A 16,722-nucleotide genomic window follows, 5' to 3' on the forward strand; every position below is an offset into this window, starting at 1 on the left:
CTATCCGGCTTTATCTGCCTTTTCGCAAGCTCTCCATCATTGGGTTATCCGTAACGATTTCAGGCAATACATTATTCCTTAAAACCTTTCTAAGCGAGGTGTAGCCCCCTGCAAGCGGCGGCGTTTCAGACAACGAAAACCATTCCTTAAATCTCCAGATCAGATATTCTTTCGTTAAACCCAACGAAACGTTCAAAGGATACTTACGAAAACCGTTTAAAATAAATAAGACGACCATAAAGCGGCGAACTCGCCAGAAAATAATCGGATAAAACATCGCTATATGACCAATTTTCGCGCGTTTCTTTATAAGGGAGAAAAAGGAAGGCAAATGCCGCCTCAACTCCGCCAAGGATTCCTCCTGGCCTTCCGTTTCTAAAAGATTTGCAGAATCCATGTACATATTCTGCTCTTTAGCTCTGGCAGGGTCGGCAAAATAGCCGGAATCTTCCGAAACCTTCCCTGTTTTTTGTTGAATCAAATACTTCAGACGCGTGGAATCCATCAGCTTTTTGTAATACGCTTTCATTCCCCATTTTTTGATATAAGTCACAACCGTGGCATTTTGAATTTCAAAGCGCCACTTTTCCAGCATGATCTTTGGATAGTCCGTGTAATTGATATAAGCCTCGCCATCTCTGGCGTCACGGTCAGAAATTTGCAAAAGATATTTTTCCTCATCGTCAAAGGACTGCCCGATAAAGCCCTTCCGCCGACCAACCTCATACAAGGGCGTTCCCGGCAAAGCCTGAGCAAAATTGATGCTCAAGTCGTTCGGGTCCGTCTCTCTAGCCAGCTCTGCCGCGTAGGAAGTGAACGCTGCGGTCTCCTTGACAGTTTCGGGCGACTCGCCAGGCATACCTAAAACCATTTGCATGGTTGTGTGCAAGTTGTTCTCAGCCATCAAACGAACGGCCCTCATATTTTCCTCGACCGTCGTTTTTTTCTCCATGACGTCCAATATGCGCTGGCTTCCGCTTTCCATGCCATATTGAATCTCAACACAACCGGCTTCCTTCATATCCCCAATCCATTTTGAGGTGATGTCATGCACCCTCATCCCACCCACTTTCCACAATAAATCCCGTTTTTTCATTTCTTTGATAAATTCGCTTAAATACCTTTTGTTGGTACCGAAGTTTTCATCGGCGACGTTAATGAAACCGGTATTATATTTTTCGATGAAATAATCAATTCGCTCCATTAACGTGGCTAAGGGAATATAACGAATCGCTCTATCCCATCGATGACAGAAAGTGCATCGCGCTACACACCCCTTTGAAACCGGAATTGTCAAAATGGTTTTTCCGTATCTATGCGGTTCGTAGACCCTGGCATCATGCCCAAAAGCGGTTCCAGACAGCATCTCCGGAGTCGTGACTGGAACAAAAATCTCCATTTGCCCCAAATCTTCCAGAATCGACCAGTCTATTTCATACATTCTTTCAGGTTCAATCGGGTCTGAAAAAGGAGTGACAACAAAGTTTGATTCGTCATCAAGATAGGAAACCCCTTTAACGTCGGCAAAATCACCTTTACCTTTTGCCTGAACCCAGCAGTTAACAAAATCCACCGCCATCTGTTCCCCTTCCCCCGTGCACACAAAATCAACCCCTGTTTTTTTTAATAAAATTTCAGCAGAGGCCCCCATGTTCCCGCCCAATAAAATTGTCGTGTCGGGAAACATCTTCTTAACGTCTAGTGTCAGTTTTTTTGTGTAATCATAAGCTGTGGAGACAACCGCGCTGACGCCTAGAATGTCAGGCTGTTCCTTCTTTATAAATTCTAAAACCTCTGAATAGGACGGGCGAAGCCGGTCAATATTATAAAAGATAGTATTTTCATATCCCGCTTGATGCAATGCCGTAAGCACCGACAAACTGCCTATTGGAGGGAAATTGGTCGGTACCGGTCTTATCGGCGTTGTCACCATCAGTATTTTAGGATTACTTTTGTCGGACATCCTTTATCTCCGCAAAGGAAAAAACTATTTTCCTATTTAATATTAATAAGATAGGGCTATCTTCTCACATTGGAAAAAATACGAAAAGAAAAATCAATTCAGTATCTGCCCGGAACATAATCGACTGTAAAGGCCTGAACCTTGGCTCAAACTCTCATGACGCCCCTCCTCGACCACTTTCCCCTGGTCTAGCACATAGATATGGTCGGCGTTGAATACCGCAGATAACCGATGCGCAATCACAATGATCGTGCGTTTTCCATGAAGGTTATTGATTGATTCCTGGATCTTTTTTTCAGACAAGGTATCGAGCGAACTCGTCGCCTCGTCAAATATCAAAATAGGCGGGTTCAGATAAAGCGCCCTGGCAATCGCAAGCCGTTGCCTTTGTCCGCCGGATAATTTCATCCCGCGCTCACCCACCCGGGTATTGTAGCCTTCGGGCAATTGCATAATAAATTCATCAGCGTATGCGGTGCGAGCGGCTTCATACATAAGCTCCTTATTCCGGCCCAACTCATCAACGCCAAAGCATATGTTATCTGCGACAGATCCGCTGAAAATAAACGTGTCCTGACTGATAACCCCTAGCATTGATAACCACGAACGGCTATTCAATGTCTTGAGATCTACGCCGTCTACGGTCACCTGCCCCGATTGTGGATAATAAAATCCGCTTAAAAGGTCCACAATGGTTGATTTTCCGCTTCCCGAAGCGCCAACAATTCCATAAAATTGGTTGGGTTGAAATCGCATGGTCACGCCGCTTAAAACCGGAGACTTGCCATAGGAAAATGAAATGTTGTTCAGAACCAGCTCTTTCTCAAAATTCTCGACAGACTTCGATGGGATATCTGGCTCCTCTTGCGACAACAAATCTACCACAAGATTTGCCGCAGGCATCATACCTGCCACATTCATCGCCTGATTGCTTGCGCCGGAAAATAATGGCAACATCCGATACAGTGCGGCTGCAAAAACAGCAAGAACGGGAACAATTTCTTTGGTATATTTCTCTTCGTTCATGAAAAAAAAAGCGCCAAAAAGCCCCATCACCACCACTATGGATTCCAGAGAGGGGCGCGGCAATGACGACAGAACTGATGTGTGAACGTGGTGTCGCGCAAACTCATCCCAGAGTTTTTTCAGATAACTTGAAAAATACTTTTCGGCGCTGAATATTTTTACCTGGCGAATACCTGTGAGAACTTCTGTCGTTAGAGAAAAACCCTGGCGTTGGATTTCTACGATCCTCTCTCCTTTTCTAAAAATGGGTCCCCTGGAAATCATAGACGTGAAATAATAAACCGGAATGATTACAAGCGTCAGAATTAACGTGGCCTCGAAAGCCACGATCAACATCACAATATAAAGCGCTATGATCGTGGTCAAACTCCCCAGAAGACGTATCAATTCCCTCAAAACTGCCGCCGCTTTTTCAGTCTGCATCAATTGCTTTTGGACAAGGTCTCCTGTCTTATGCTCAACAAAAAATTGATACGGCTGTTTCAGGTAATAATCAAATATCCGGTTGATCCAGTCGCAATGCAAACCGGCAATTACCTTGGAAGTTCCATAACCAGCTAATACCAAAAACAGATTCTTAAACACAAAGAGAAAACCAATGAGGACTAAAGCGAAAGGGAGAAAGTTTGAACCCGATGCAATTGACTCCAGAAAGGGGAAATAGTAAAGGAGTTGGCTTTCATAAAAAGCTAATTTTTTAACGTCCTGAAAACTATCTATGATTGGATACAATGAGGCGATTCCAAAAGATTCTAAAATGGTACACATGAGAGCAACGCAGTACAAAACCAGCAACACTGCTCGTTTTCCTTCAATTAGAACCCACAGTCGAGACAAGTTACTCTTCATCAAAAAATCCATTGGGATAGTATTCCGCTAAAGCATTTTCAATCATCGGGTTTAATTATTCATAATCTTTAAATTAATTGCAAACGATTGCCTTGCTCCAATATTCTCGAAGTCCACCCTAAAAGCGAAAAAGCACATGGATTTTTCAAAGACGTTTTTCACGAAAACGATTCGTCACTGCTTGACCAGATAACAAAAAACATTTTACCCAAGTAATAAGCGTCAGTCGTTTATTTGCCCTCGAGGCAATATTCTTCGCAATGCTAGCGTGTAGGATAAAAAATTCGGAGGCGCGCGCCATCTAATAAGTGTTTTTGTGGGCCGCTCTTCTGCACCCAAAATACTCAGGATTCAAATTATGACCCAACCTGGAAAGCGCGGCTGACTATACGCCAGATCGGCTCTACAATTCAATGGTCTGAAAGTCCAAATCAGGGCCCATGAACCATTCTACCGGGCCGACTCAACAACATAGTCTGCAGACCCAATGATTCGAAATATGCGGCTTGCTTTTGTAATTGAAAAACCTGTACCGGGCTAAATAGGTTCAACTGGTTTCAGTGAATGAATCATGCCGGGAAAGGAGATCCTCCAATGCATGCCCAGCCTATTTAGAAAAGTCGGATTATTGCGATGTTGACCCTAGGACCCAATTGGAGTTTTTCATAATAATTGAGAAATCCGATCCAGCCCGTCACTCCTAACGCAGAGCCTTACAGATTATTGCTTGATCGAGATGAATAATAATTGATCAGCTCACAATACTCTTCAACTTCCACTCCCCATTCACTCTCTCCCAAACATTGGACTGGCTACGATAAAAATCCATCACCTGCCAGAAAAATTCTTCTGTTAATTGCAGGTAATCCAGCATCCATCGGAAATGTTTCCGGGGAAATTCATGGTCGTAGCGATTCACCAATATCACACCTTCTTCTCGGGTAATATGGTGCCTGCGGATATCCTGCTGAGCGTCTCTCGAAGCTCGTCCCAAGCCAAATTTCATATATCCCAAATAAAAATGAAAACCGTCGAGCTTGTCGTCAAGACTGGAGTATTTTGTATAAGTACTTTCAGTCCGCCCTTCATCATTTAACTGAAAACCAGTGTGTTTCACCGCGTAGTAAAAATTCTCCTGAGGAGTCCATTTTTCATAATAAGAAAACCAATGCATTTCCAAGCCCAAATCCTCGATCACTTCCGGGGCAGGCGCCTTATACCATTTCAAATCGGGGGAAATGGACTCTTCTTTGCTAAGAATTCCTTTATCCAACCCCACCCTTACGAGGTCGTCGACATGGCTTCCTTTATAATATTGTCGGAGCCAGTCTTCCGGTCGTTCTTTTGGGGCGTCTTTGTATTGAGTGGACCCTCCATATTCCAATTCGCCGTTCTCGCCGTAGAATATCAGCTTGATTCCAAAAGCCTGGGCCATATGATAGGCCCATGCTTTTTGTCCATAAGCGAAAGGTTCCCAGGCATCGCCCTTCACCTCGAAAGCAAGTCTCGCCAGCTTCCGATGCAATATCCCATTGGGGTGTCCCACGATATTAAAAAACCCGGATTTGATAAAATTGGTGAGATTGGTCCATCCAATGTTCGTCCATTCAAAGGGAGCCCAAGTGACACAGAGTGGATTCATCTTGAATCGATGTTTTAACTGGTGGGCGACAAAAGCGCTATCCTTGCCTCCGCTTCCGGGAACGATCACATCGTAGCTTCCATCTTTACTTCTAAAGCGATCGCACAGCTCCTTCAATTCTTTTTGTCGAAGCTCCCAGTCAACCACATGATCCTTTTCCCAAGCCCACTGGCAAGCCGAACAAACTCCTTCTGCGTTAAAAATAGTTCTCGGTCGTTGATTGGAAACCACGCAATTGGCGCAGAATTGAACTTCTTGAGGCAACTCATCAAATTGTTTGTCTAATGTGAAAAAAGTTGACTTTTTATCGTTCACAAATTTCCCTGAAAAAAAACTCATTGTTATCCGTTAACAAAATTATTCAAAATCTGCAGTCCCTGCTCTCCGCTCCGTTCCGGGTGAAATTGGCAACCCGCTACATTATCTTTTTGAACGACGGATGCAAAGTGATCAACGCCGTAAGATGTTTTCGCCAGCAAATCATTGTTCCCTGTAATCTCCACATAGTATGAATGCGCAAAATACATAAAGGCGCCCCCTGGAATACCCGACAGTACACTGCGACTCCATGTGTCTTCAGCCTCGTCAGGACGTTGGATCGAATTCCAGCAAATATGGGGTATTTTGTACCTTTCATCGGGATTGATGCAGGGCGTAAACCGAACCACTCTTCCGGTGAGAAAATCCAAACCCGAGTGCAATCCATTCTCTTCCGACTCGCTCATCAAAAGCTGCATCCCCAGACAAATACCAAGAATTGGTTTTCCCATCACTTTAACCGCAATCAAGGCTTCCATGAGTCCGTTTTTTCGGAGGCGACACATACCCTCCTCAAACGCTCCCACGCCAGGCAAAACGATTTTGTCTGCCGCGGTCAGTTCTTCCGGTTTTTCAGTAATACAAGAGTTCGCGCCGAGTGAATCAAAGGCGCGTTGAATACTAAACAAATTACCTAATCCATAATCGACTATAGCTACATTAACAATGGCCATTATCTACTATCAGCTCCGGATATTTACAGAATTCGCTTTCAAATGCGACTTCACATTCATGATATCGCAAGGGTCTACGGTAATACTTCTGATCCCTCCATAACCGTAATTTAAAAAATCGATATTGCCGGAATCAATATGTTCTCCCATACGTAATCGGTCTCCCTGGAATTGCATGGTCTTCTGACCTACCTTGGGAAGAGCATAATGGTAATGAAAAATGGAAGCGGCAGAAACAGCATCGGCCCCCGCTTTAAGGGTCGCATCTACAAAATGATCCAGCTTGCCGGCGCCGCCGCAAGCAATGACTGGAATGCTGGCTCGAGAAGAAATTTTCTCTATCAATTCCAAGTCGTAGCCTACACCCATTCCGTCGTTATTGATCGAAGTTAATAAAATTTCCCCAACACCCAGGTCTTCCACCTGCGCCGCCCAATCGATCGCGTTCAGGTTCGTTCTTTCTCTGCCATAATCGACCCAAACCTCATACTTACCATTATCCAGACGAAACGCTTCAATAGAGCTAACAATGCATTGCGAACCAAATAATCTGGCCGCTTCAGAAAGTAAATTTGGATTTTCAGTCGCCGCGGTATTAATGGCCACCTTGTCGGCGCCTGCCCTGAGCATTTGTCTTATGTCATTGCAACTACGAATACCACCCGCTACCGTTAATGGAATAAAAATATCACGGGCTGTTTTGCTTACGATTTCCAGCAAACTGTTCCGACGATATAAACTGGCTACCGTATCCTGATAAATTAATTCATCAGCGCCATACTGATAATAAATTTTTGCAAATTCTTCCGCAGTTCCAAGCACACGATGACCATCCAATTGAATTCCCTTAACCAGATTGGGGCCTTTGATATCAAGACGCGGAATCACTCTAATCGTTTTAGGCATAAGTCTCAGAAACGCACTTCAATAACATTAACTATCGTATATGCTTATAAAGCGCCTTTCATTCTCAAGGCGCCGTTCTTCAGAATCAATTCATGCGATGCTTCCACGCTCTTTGGGTGAAATCCTATTCGAGAGCGATTAAACCGTCGACGTTCTCACAACAAACGCTTGATTTCCGAATCAATGTCCAGAAACAGATTGCGTTGTAATTTGCAAGAATTCACCCTGATTTCACCCGACCGCACATTTTTCCGAAATTTGTACGCCATGAATTTCGATTAACAACCCCCGTTCAATAAAGTGGGAACGGCTGGGTTTAAACCTGAAAACAAAAACGCAACCATGGCTTCCAGATAACGGATCAGAAATGATTAAACATAAGGAGATATGAACGTGGAGCACTGCAATTTCAGCAAAAAATTATAACTTAAACACTCCGTTTATGCCAGCCAAATTCCAAGACCCCGACTTTATCACTCACGCTTTCAAGAGATTGCATCCCAGGCGCTCCGACTTGCACGAGGGTTTTGAAGGCAAACTATCTAAATCATTGCTCCTCCTCAGCAAATTCGCTGGACCTAAGGAACAGTCATTCCACATTTTCAACTCTTATCTAGTAGTCCTTTGTTTTGATTCTTCATTCATTTTTGATTATCTTATTTCTGGGGATTTCAGCACAGGAACAATATCCCCCTTCAACCTCTTGTTAGACTCGTTGGAGGAAACGACTAGGCTGAATTGCCCAAATTTCGAGTTTACAAGACCCTGCAGAAGAAATAAGATCCTGAAAGGGTAGTCACAAAGCCGCTTCCGGCGCCAATAAGCACAGTTAAAATCATTTTATTATTTACGATTTATTTCGGCAATTGCCGCCTGATGCCTTGAAAGATCCATTCGAAACCATTAAAACGATACCTATTTGTTTCCAGATTGCCATCGGGCACTGTGGAAACGACTGGCTCCACAGTCTATTTGATTCTCATAAACAGATACTCACCATTCCCCTGTTTAATTTCCATGATGTCTGGCGGCTAAACCATTGTCATCAATTTATAGAACCTGAAGAAATGTTTTCTTCATGGAAAAATTATTTTGAAGGCCAACCGGATCGCCACGCCATTCGAAAGAAATTTCTCAAATCAGAATCAGAAAAAGAAACATTTTATAGGCGCTTTTATGAGCTTTTGAAACTTCACGGCGTCTCTCCGAACGCTGTCTATTGGGCTATACACAGCGCGTACGCACATGCCAAAAATATTGACCTCCAAAGGATACGGCTCATTTTTTCCCAAGAACATTTTCCCTTCGAAGTCGAACAAATAATGGAGAGCTTCCCAGACTCATTTTTTCTTACACTTGTTCGAGATCCGAGAGCGGCTCTCGCGGGCGGATTCAAGGCGGCCAAAAATCAACACGGGCACCTTCCTGACTATCATTTCAATGCAAACATTGAGCGCTGGATGTTTGTGTGGAACTTTCATCAACGTTTTCGCGACCGACTGAGAGACCGGTATATCATCGCTCAAAATGAGAGTTTGAACTCGGACTTGAAAACCGGAATGGAGCGCATTGCCAGTGCGCTCAATATAGATTTCTCAGAGTCCCTGCTAATGCCCTCTTTGTTGGGGGAACCCTGGGGCATGGAAGGAGAGAGCGCATACGTCAAAGCGGAGAGCAACCCTATAAAGGAACAAAAAGATTTTTATTCTCCCCGGAAAGCCCAGCTACGCTGGAAGGCCAATTTGCGACTAAATGAAGTTGCTATGATTGAATTTCTATTCTCTGATTTTATGAACCATTTTCAATACAAGCGAACCACAGGCAAGGGAATCTTCTGGACGACATTGGGCTTTTTTACTTTCTTATTACCCAGCAAAACTCTACTTAAACATTGGATGAATACATACCCCGAAGTTCAAGAGTTTAAAACAGTCTCGAAAAAACTGACCTCCTCCACACGGATCGTTTGGAGGACGATGCCAAACCCGATCAAATTTATCTGCATTCTTCTCCACTCCATGGGAGTGAGACTCCGCTATTATTTTATTCCTAAATATTTGGGAATTCGATATGATTAATCTTTAGCCACGATCTGCAACCTTCGCTTTTGATGCATGAATAATTCATCTACTATAGGCGCCGTATACTGGTTCACAGGCTTGTCCGGCGCAGGAAAAACCACCCTTGGGGAAAGTTTTTTTAAAGAATTAAAAAAACAGGGAGCGCATGTGATTTTTCTTGATGGAGACGCCATAAGAGACATCCTTGGAAATCCCTGGGGGCATTCGATCGAGGATCGTAAAAAATATGCTCGTTCTTATGGAAAACTCTGCCAGTTCTTTTCTAATCAAGGGGTGGATGTGGTCTGCGCAACCATTTCCATGTTTCATGAAATTCGTCACTGGAACCGCAACAACATCGCCCGCTACCAGGAAATCTACGTCAAAGTTCCCCTGGATATCCTCAAACAAAGAGATTCTAAGGGCATCTACTCTAAAGCCCGCGAAGGAGAAATCAATCAGGTCATGGGAATGGATCTGGAATTTGAGGAACCACTAACTCCAGATTGCGTCATTGTAAACGACGGAACCAGGAGCATTGACGACATTACGCATTCACTCATCGAGTCACTTGGATAATATGGCAACCGCGCGTGTTACTTTTGGAACAAAAGCCGAAACGCTGGATAAACTGGCTCCCATCGTTAAAAATGCACTGGTGTTGCCACAACTTCGCTTCACCACACAACAATGGCTTTCCGATCCCGACTACTGGACGCGCAAAATAAAGCTCGCCTTCTGTGACACCGCTCACTTTCTCATCATCCGATCATCGGCATTAGCGGAAGATACTTATGGAGCCTCCAATGCCGGACACTTTGAAAGCATAGGAAAAGTTCCCTGCAATGACAGCGAAGCAATCGGGACCACAATCCGGAAAGTCATTCACTCGTTTGGCTCCGACGCCTCGCCAGACAATCAAGTATTCGTCCAACCCTATCTGAAAAATACTCAGATCAGCGGCGTGGCGTTCACTCGAGATATGGAAACGCTTGCGCCTTATTACATTATCAATTTTGACGAGCATCCTTCGCAGACCGATGCTGTCACATCGGGAGTTTCTAACGATTCAAAAACGCACATCCAGTTTAAAGGCCATCCTGTAGTTGATAAAAAATTTGAAAAACTATTCAAACTAATGAATGAGCTGGAAAACCTTTTCAAATGCGATTCTCTTGATATAGAATTTTCGGTTTCTGAAACCGGAGAATTGTATTTATTTCAGGTGCGCCCCTTGGCGCGATCAGGGCAAACGCCCAAGTCGACGGAAGATATGGAAAGCTATTTGACAAAAATTCATAAGAAGTTGACTAAATTGAACAAGCCCCACCCTTATTTATACGGCGACAAAACCGTTTTTGGAGTCATGCCCGACTGGAATCCCGCAGAGATGATAGGACTCAGGCCGCGACCGCTGTCGCTTTCTTTATACAAGGATCTGATAACAGACAGAACCTGGGCATATCAAAGAGACAATTATGGTTACCAAAACCTGCGCTCTTTTCCACTGATGATCTCCCTGATGGGCCTTCCCTACATAGACGTTCGCATCAGCCTGAACTCTTTTATTCCAAAATCTGTCAACGCAGCGCTGGCCGAGAAACTTTGCAATTATTACATAGATCGTTTGATTCAAACTCCCAGTCACCACGATAAAATTGAATTCGAGATTGTTTTCTCCTGCTTCAATTTCAGTTGCGATCAAAAATTCCAATCACTCCTGTCTACGGGCTTCACGCAAGATGAGATTGATTCCTTGAAAGCATCTCTCCTCGAACTGACGAACGATATTTTTTCGAATGAGACCTCTGTGTTCAGGAAGGATCTGGAAAAAATTCCTCGGCTCAAGGAAAGACAAAACAGAATTGACGATTCGAAACTCACCGACCTGGAAAAAATCTATTGGTTCATGGAGGATTGCCGACGCTACGGAACCTTGCCTTTTGCAGGGCTAGCCAGGGCCGCTTTCATCGCCACGCAAATGCTACAATCCTTGCTCGACGTCGACTTGTTGACCCAACGCGAGCATGAAGAATTTATGTCCTCATTGCACACAATCTCCTTCGAAATGTACCGCGACCGAAGCGCGATCTCCGGCGCTGAGTTTAAGAATAAATACGGTCATCTGCGTCCAGGGACCTACGACATACTTTCTCCGCGTTACGACGAGGCGTACGAATTATATTTTAACAACCCGCCTGGAAGCGCGAACCATCAAGACGCGCCGTTGCAGACATTCCAGTTGATCCGCGAAAGATATGACCGAATTTCCTCTGCCATGACGCATGCGGGACTTTCAGGAAACGCTGAAAGTTTGTTTGCATTTTGCAGAGACGCTATAAGAGGACGAGAACAAGCCAAGTTTGATTTTTCACGAAGCGTGAGCGACGTTCTGAATCTTGTTAGACGAATTGGAGAGAAGTACGATATCAGCAGAGAGGATATGTCTTTCATCAACATCCAGACGCTTCTCAATCTTTACGCAACCTTGGACCACAGAGACCTCGAACACATTCTTAAAGAAGATATCAAACGAAACAAATACTACTATGAATACACTTGCATGATGCGTTTTCCAGCCCTGATCAGTCACCCGGACGATATTTACTCTTTCGAACTGATGGCCGGCGCGCCCACCTTCATCACATTCAAACGAGTTCAGGCAACCGTGATCAAAGAAAGCGATTTAACATGCGAGAACCCAGAGGGTAAAATTGTCTGCATTTCCAGCGCAGACCCAGGTTATGACTGGATTTTCACAAAAAATATCAGAGGATTGATCACAAAGTTTGGCGGGACCAATTCTCACATGAGCATTCGAACCGCAGAACTTGGCATTCCCGCTGTCATTGGCGCCGGGGAGAAAAATTATCAAACATGGTCTGGCGCGCAAATCCTTTCAATTGATTGCGCCAATCAACAAGTCAAAATAATACAATGAGAAAAGTGCTGGTTAGCCAGCGACTGGATACGATAGAAGCCTATGGCGAAGTGCGCGAATCGCTGGATATTCGCTGGGGTGAACTGTTGCCTGCCTGCGGAGTGATTCCCGTGCCCTGCCCCTCAAAATTTCCGCCAGAACAATTCTTTCGCGCGATCAACCCCCAAGGTCTGCTACTGACGGGAGGAAACGACACGCTCCAATTTGCTCCAGACGACTCCCTGTCGCGCCTTCGCCAAATGCACGAGTTCGCATTGCTTGAACTGGCGCTAAGCCGTAAGCTGCCCATTATGGGCGTGTGCCACGGCATGCAAATCATCGCAGAGTATTTCAATTTCACAATGCAACGAATTGACAAGCACGTAGCGATCGATCACCCCATCAGTATAGAGGCGTCATCTTTTTTGAGTCGATTTCTCGGAAAGGAGTCCGTCGTCAATTCATTTCATAATAATGGGATAGTGGCTTTAAATCCTCAATTCACAGCCTCGGCGCGCCACACGGGAGACCAGACCATTGAAGCTTTTGAATCGCTTGAACATAATATCATCGGCATCATGTGGCACCCGGAGAGGAATAAAGCCTACCGGGAATCCGACATAAAACTGATCCATAATTTTTTCACAAACGTTTCTGACAAATGGGAGCTTTCCACACCATGAAAGCCATTATACTGGCCGCAGGAGAAGGAAAACGTTTGCGCCCCTTAACAGACCATCAGCCAAAATGCATGGTTCCCTTATGGGGCAAACCCATACTCGTTCATTTGTTTGACGCCATGAATCAGATTGACTTGTCCAGAATCGTGCTTGTAACGGGATACAAAAAAGATATCCTAGAGGAAAACTTCAATTTTGAAAACGTTGTTTTTCACCACAATCCAGCGTATGACTCGACCAATATGGTCGCTTCGTTATTTTGCGCAGAATCCGAATTCGACGATGACCTTATCATTTCTTATTCGGACATTGCATACCATGCGAACGTTCTCAAACAAATCACTCAATCGCCTCATGATTTATCTATCGTCATCGACCGGCGATGGCGTTCGCTTTGGGAGCTTCGCATGGAAAACCCGCTGAATGATGCTGAAACTTTGAAACTTGGCGAGGGAGGAACAATCATCGAGTTGGGTCAAAAACCTCTATCCTATGACGACATACAGGGCCAATATATTGGATTGATTAAAATCTCTAAAAACGCTTTGTCCACCGTCTCAAACATGTACCACCACCTGGATCGAAATATGATATTCGACAAACAAAACTTTGCCAATATGTACATGACCAGTTTTCTACAGTTACTGATTAATAGTGGAGTACCCGCTCATGCTGTTTTTATCGATGGGGGCTGGGTGGAAGTGGATTCGCAGGCTGATCTGGAAATGTATGCAAACCATCCACAGCTACTAAACGGCATATTCTGACAACGGCGGCTTGCCCATTTCCGAGTGTAACTTTTCAAAATCCCGCCTTATTGATCTGACCGCGCTCCCGCTTCATTTGAAGCGTTTGATTCTATTTGAAAAAATCTGCCAGGTATTTAAATTTTCGGAGCCGCTCTTTTTAACATAGCTGTTCATATACTCCTCATACATCGGATAATTCACCTGAAGTTCAGCCTCCCAGTCTATCGAAAGGGGAGAATCTATATTCACGGCAGCTTTTCCCAGGGAACGAGCAGACTCCGCAATTTCCACCGAAAATTTAATATCCTTTTCGGCTTCATTTGTAGTGATAAAAACAACTGGCTTGCGGTAAATCACGGCATAGCCAATGGCTGTGCTGGCATGCGTGATTAGAAACCTACAATCTCGGACCATTTGAAAAGTTTGATTTTTAAAAACCGGGCGACCCCCAAAATAGGCAGGGCGGTCGCCGTGGTCGCTTTTGGGGTGGGCCGCGATACAAACCTGACCGCCCAGTTTCTCTTCAATCTGGCTAAAAAACTGACAAAGCGCAGGATAATAATTCTCTACGCTCCCCCACAGCTTCATATCGGGTAACAACAAATCTCCGGGAAACATGGGCGCGCCGTTATCCAAAAAGACAATTGCGTTTTCGGGAATCAACCTTTCGGGAGAGGCATTTTCCAGATACGCGTCATAATCCAGAGTATGCGCCCAAATGATTTCAGTCTCTTCGCTCAACAAGGCAATTTCACGATACATGGAAATGGAACTTTCACCCCCCACCACGCAAATATCAGGCGATCGAATTTTTCTCAAAAAAGCCCATCGGGGTCGGTAGAAAAAATTTTTCAGCTTGTGCAGATTAACCTGTCGAAGATTCTTCCAAACCCGTTTATAATAGGGGTCGCCCAGTACCGCGCATGCGGGAATTGCATTTGTTATTAATGCCCCATATGGAATGCCCGAATCCGACAGGGCTTTATACAATTTGTGAGTCGCCCTGGAATAACTCCCCATCCACATCACAAAACAGTCGTCGCCCAATGCCCTTATCGCTGAAACGGCTTCGACATTGGTCGAGAAACACCTGACCTGCTCGTAATCGGACATTTCCTGAAAACTCACGCCTGAACTCAAACGCGGATATATAATTTTTGAAAAATCGTAATACCAGACGTCAAACCCGTTTGAGACTAATACCTCCCTCCCCAAACGTTTTTCGTTCCTTTTGGTCAGCGGTAAAGAGCAAAAAAAGACAATTTTTTGTATCATTATTCAGCCCACACACCCTTCTTTCATTCATCTACAATATCTTTAACAAACGATTTGATTCCCGGCAAAACGTTTACTTCTTCCCGTCAGTATAAACTTTCACATAAATCAAACATATCAAACCCCGACTATTTTGCGACCTGGGATATCTCACCCTCGCCCCGACCTGCCACTGAACAGCAAGGAATTAATTTTCCATGGTATAATAGAATTTCAAGAGTATCACAAATACAGTCGCATTTTATTAGGCCGGAATCAGATGGCTTTTATCGGGCAACCGCAAAACACCGGGGCAATAAAACGCTTTATCACTTGATTCGTAAGATGCCTCCAGAAAATACTTGGCGTTAAAACTCTCAATGGGCTATTCTTCCAACCGGGAATCAGGCTGGAGGCCTTTGACGACCTGCAATCCCAACCATCCGATCAACCGCCCCCTTTCAAACAACGGCAATAGAGTTGAAACCAGAGAAACTTGGAAGGTCGGAGTTTAGCCCCAATAGAAATCAATTATCCAATTTTATTTCGCTTACATTCCGAGAGATCCACATTGAGCATACATCGCACAGAACTACTGAAAGCTCTGCTTATTACAGAAGATGAGTCCATCAAATCCGCAATGCAAAAACTCATTGATACCGCCGAGAGGATTTTATTTATCACCGATTCCAAAGGCTTTCTGGTGGGAACCTTGACCGATGGGGATATTCGTCGAGGCATTATAGGCGGCATGAAACTTTCTGAGTCCGTTCGTAAAATCATGAGTCTGAAATTTGTTTCCCTATCTTCGACAGCCGATGATTTGAGAAACAAAGCCCGCCAACTCATGCTCAAACACCGTATTGAACACATCCCGGTGGTAGATAATCAAGGGGTTTTGGTTGATTTAATTTTAGGCGCAGACTTTTTAGAAAACGAAGAAAACACACCCATTTCACCGCAGAAGAAAAAAGAAAATGAAGTTGTTATCATGGCGGGCGGAATGGGCACTCGGCTGGACCCGTTCACAAAAATTCTTCCCAAACCCCTGCTGCCCTTAAAAGGCATCCCTGTAATAGAACATATTTTAGCCGGATTTCACAAATTCGGGTTTTCTAAATTCAAACTCATATTGAACTACAAAAAAGAGATGATCAAACTCTTTCTCTCTGACAACCAATATGATTTCGATATTGACTTCGTCTATGAAGGTGAATTTCTGGGGACTGCCGGCGGCTTGCATTTACTGAAGGACAAAATAGACAAAACTTTTGTATTGACCAATTGCGATACAATTCTGAAAGGCGACCCGCAACAGATTATTGACTGGCATCATCAGAAAGACAATTTATTGACAATCGTCGGCTCTCACAAAGAAATCCCGGTTCCATATGGCGTCCTGCAATTTAATGGAGGCAAGTTTGACCAGATTGATGAAAAACCGAAGCTGGACCTTTTTATAAATACAGGTACTTACATACTTTCCCCGGAAGTGTTCAACCACATCAAAGCCGATGAATTCCTAAACATGGACAGTCTGATCAGAATTTTAATGCAGACCCGAACCGACAGCGTTGGCGTCTTTCCCCATTGGGACGGTTGGTTCGATATGGGACAATGGGATGAATACAGGCAAAGTGTTGAAAAAATCGATAATTCGCTGTCGGGTTTTCAACCTTGA

The 16,722-nt window shown here is 44.3% G+C and carries 12 protein-coding genes; 6 read left to right on the forward strand and 6 right to left on the reverse strand.

Annotated elements, in window-relative coordinates; translation table 11 throughout:
• Window positions 1–10: 10 nt before the first annotated feature.
• From G3M78_00980 to hisF, 5 genes are all read right to left on the reverse strand, one after another.
• Window positions 11–1,963, reverse strand: a complete 1,953-nt coding sequence (locus G3M78_00980; protein QPJ64052.1) for a radical SAM protein — start codon at window positions 1,961–1,963, stop codon at window positions 11–13.
• Window positions 1,964–2,056: 93 nt separating this feature from the next.
• Entirely contained in the window at window positions 2,057–3,850 is a 1,794-nt protein-coding gene (locus G3M78_00985) for an ABC transporter ATP-binding protein (protein QPJ64053.1), read from the reverse strand.
• Between the two features lie 739 nt (window positions 3,851–4,589).
• Window positions 4,590–5,819 carry an N-acetyl sugar amidotransferase gene (locus tag G3M78_00990; protein ID QPJ64054.1) on the reverse strand — a complete coding sequence of 410 codons (1,230 nt, stop codon included), beginning with the start codon at window positions 5,817–5,819 and terminating at the stop codon, window positions 4,590–4,592.
• A 2-nt stretch (window positions 5,820–5,821) separates the two neighbouring features.
• Window positions 5,822–6,466, reverse strand: coding sequence for an imidazole glycerol phosphate synthase subunit HisH (gene hisH / locus G3M78_00995; protein ID QPJ66726.1), 645 nt, complete (start codon window positions 6,464–6,466; stop codon window positions 5,822–5,824).
• A 15-nt stretch (window positions 6,467–6,481) separates the two neighbouring features.
• Window positions 6,482–7,378 carry an imidazole glycerol phosphate synthase subunit HisF gene (gene hisF, locus G3M78_01000; GenBank protein ID QPJ64055.1) on the reverse strand — a complete coding sequence of 299 codons (897 nt, stop codon included), beginning with the start codon at window positions 7,376–7,378 and terminating at the stop codon, window positions 6,482–6,484.
• 881 nt (window positions 7,379–8,259) lie between these two features.
• Between hisF and G3M78_01005 the strand changes: the two genes are divergently transcribed.
• From G3M78_01005 to G3M78_01025, 5 genes are read left to right on the forward strand one after another with little or no spacing between them, the layout of a single operon-like run.
• Window positions 8,260–9,456: a sulfotransferase gene (locus G3M78_01005; GenBank protein QPJ64056.1), complete on the forward strand. Its 1,197-nt coding sequence runs from the start codon at window positions 8,260–8,262 to the stop codon at window positions 9,454–9,456.
• Between the two features lie 54 nt (window positions 9,457–9,510).
• Window positions 9,511–10,017, forward strand: a complete 507-nt coding sequence (gene cysC / locus G3M78_01010) for an adenylyl-sulfate kinase (GenBank protein QPJ66727.1) — start codon at window positions 9,511–9,513, stop codon at window positions 10,015–10,017.
• Between the two features lies 1 nt (window position 10,018).
• Complete coding sequence (locus G3M78_01015) at window positions 10,019–12,379, forward strand: phosphoenolpyruvate synthase (protein ID QPJ64057.1); 2,361 nt, start codon at window positions 10,019–10,021, stop codon at window positions 12,377–12,379.
• The gene (locus tag G3M78_01020; GenBank protein ID QPJ64058.1) at window positions 12,376–13,041 is read left to right on the forward strand and encodes a hypothetical protein; all 666 of its coding nucleotides are present in this window, start codon (window positions 12,376–12,378) and stop codon (window positions 13,039–13,041) included. The genes G3M78_01015 and G3M78_01020 overlap by 4 nt, the downstream gene beginning before the upstream one ends.
• Window positions 13,038–13,805, forward strand: coding sequence for a phosphocholine cytidylyltransferase family protein (locus tag G3M78_01025; protein QPJ64059.1), 768 nt, complete (start codon window positions 13,038–13,040; stop codon window positions 13,803–13,805). The genes G3M78_01020 and G3M78_01025 overlap by 4 nt, the downstream gene beginning before the upstream one ends.
• A gap of 72 nt (window positions 13,806–13,877) precedes the next feature.
• On the opposite strand, the gene G3M78_01030 is transcribed toward G3M78_01025, so the two are convergent.
• Window positions 13,878–14,405, reverse strand: coding sequence for a hypothetical protein (locus G3M78_01030; protein ID QPJ64060.1), 528 nt, complete (start codon window positions 14,403–14,405; stop codon window positions 13,878–13,880).
• 1,207 nt (window positions 14,406–15,612) lie between these two features.
• Between G3M78_01030 and G3M78_01035 the strand changes: the two genes are divergently transcribed.
• Window positions 15,613–16,722, forward strand: a complete 1,110-nt coding sequence (locus G3M78_01035) for a CBS domain-containing protein (protein ID QPJ64061.1) — start codon at window positions 15,613–15,615, stop codon at window positions 16,720–16,722.

The sequence above is a fragment of the Candidatus Nitrohelix vancouverensis genome, from assembly GCA_015698305.1.
In the GTDB taxonomy this organism is placed as follows: Bacteria; Nitrospinota; Nitrospinia; order Nitrospinales; family VA-1; genus Nitrohelix; species Nitrohelix vancouverensis.

Bases quoted from the DNA above. Each gene is read 5' to 3' on its own strand.
- G3M78_00985 (QPJ64053.1), bottom strand. From the start codon at position 3,850: ATGGATTTTTTGATGAAGAGTAACTTGTCTCGACTGTGGGTTCTAATT.
- G3M78_01015 (QPJ64057.1), top strand. From the start codon at position 10,019: ATGGCAACCGCGCGTGTTACTTTTGGAACAAAAGCCGAAACGCTGGAT.
- G3M78_00980 (QPJ64052.1), bottom strand. From the start codon at position 1,963: ATGTCCGACAAAAGTAATCCTAAAATACTGATGGTGACAACGCCGATA.
- G3M78_01030 (QPJ64060.1), bottom strand. From the start codon at position 14,405: ATGTTTCCCGGAGATTTGTTGTTACCCGATATGAAGCTGTGGGGGAGC.
- G3M78_01025 (QPJ64059.1), top strand. From the start codon at position 13,038: ATGAAAGCCATTATACTGGCCGCAGGAGAAGGAAAACGTTTGCGCCCC.
- G3M78_01020 (QPJ64058.1), top strand. From the start codon at position 12,376: ATGAGAAAAGTGCTGGTTAGCCAGCGACTGGATACGATAGAAGCCTAT.
- G3M78_00990 (QPJ64054.1), bottom strand. From the start codon at position 5,819: ATGAGTTTTTTTTCAGGGAAATTTGTGAACGATAAAAAGTCAACTTTT.
- hisF (QPJ64055.1), bottom strand. From the start codon at position 7,378: ATGCCTAAAACGATTAGAGTGATTCCGCGTCTTGATATCAAAGGCCCC.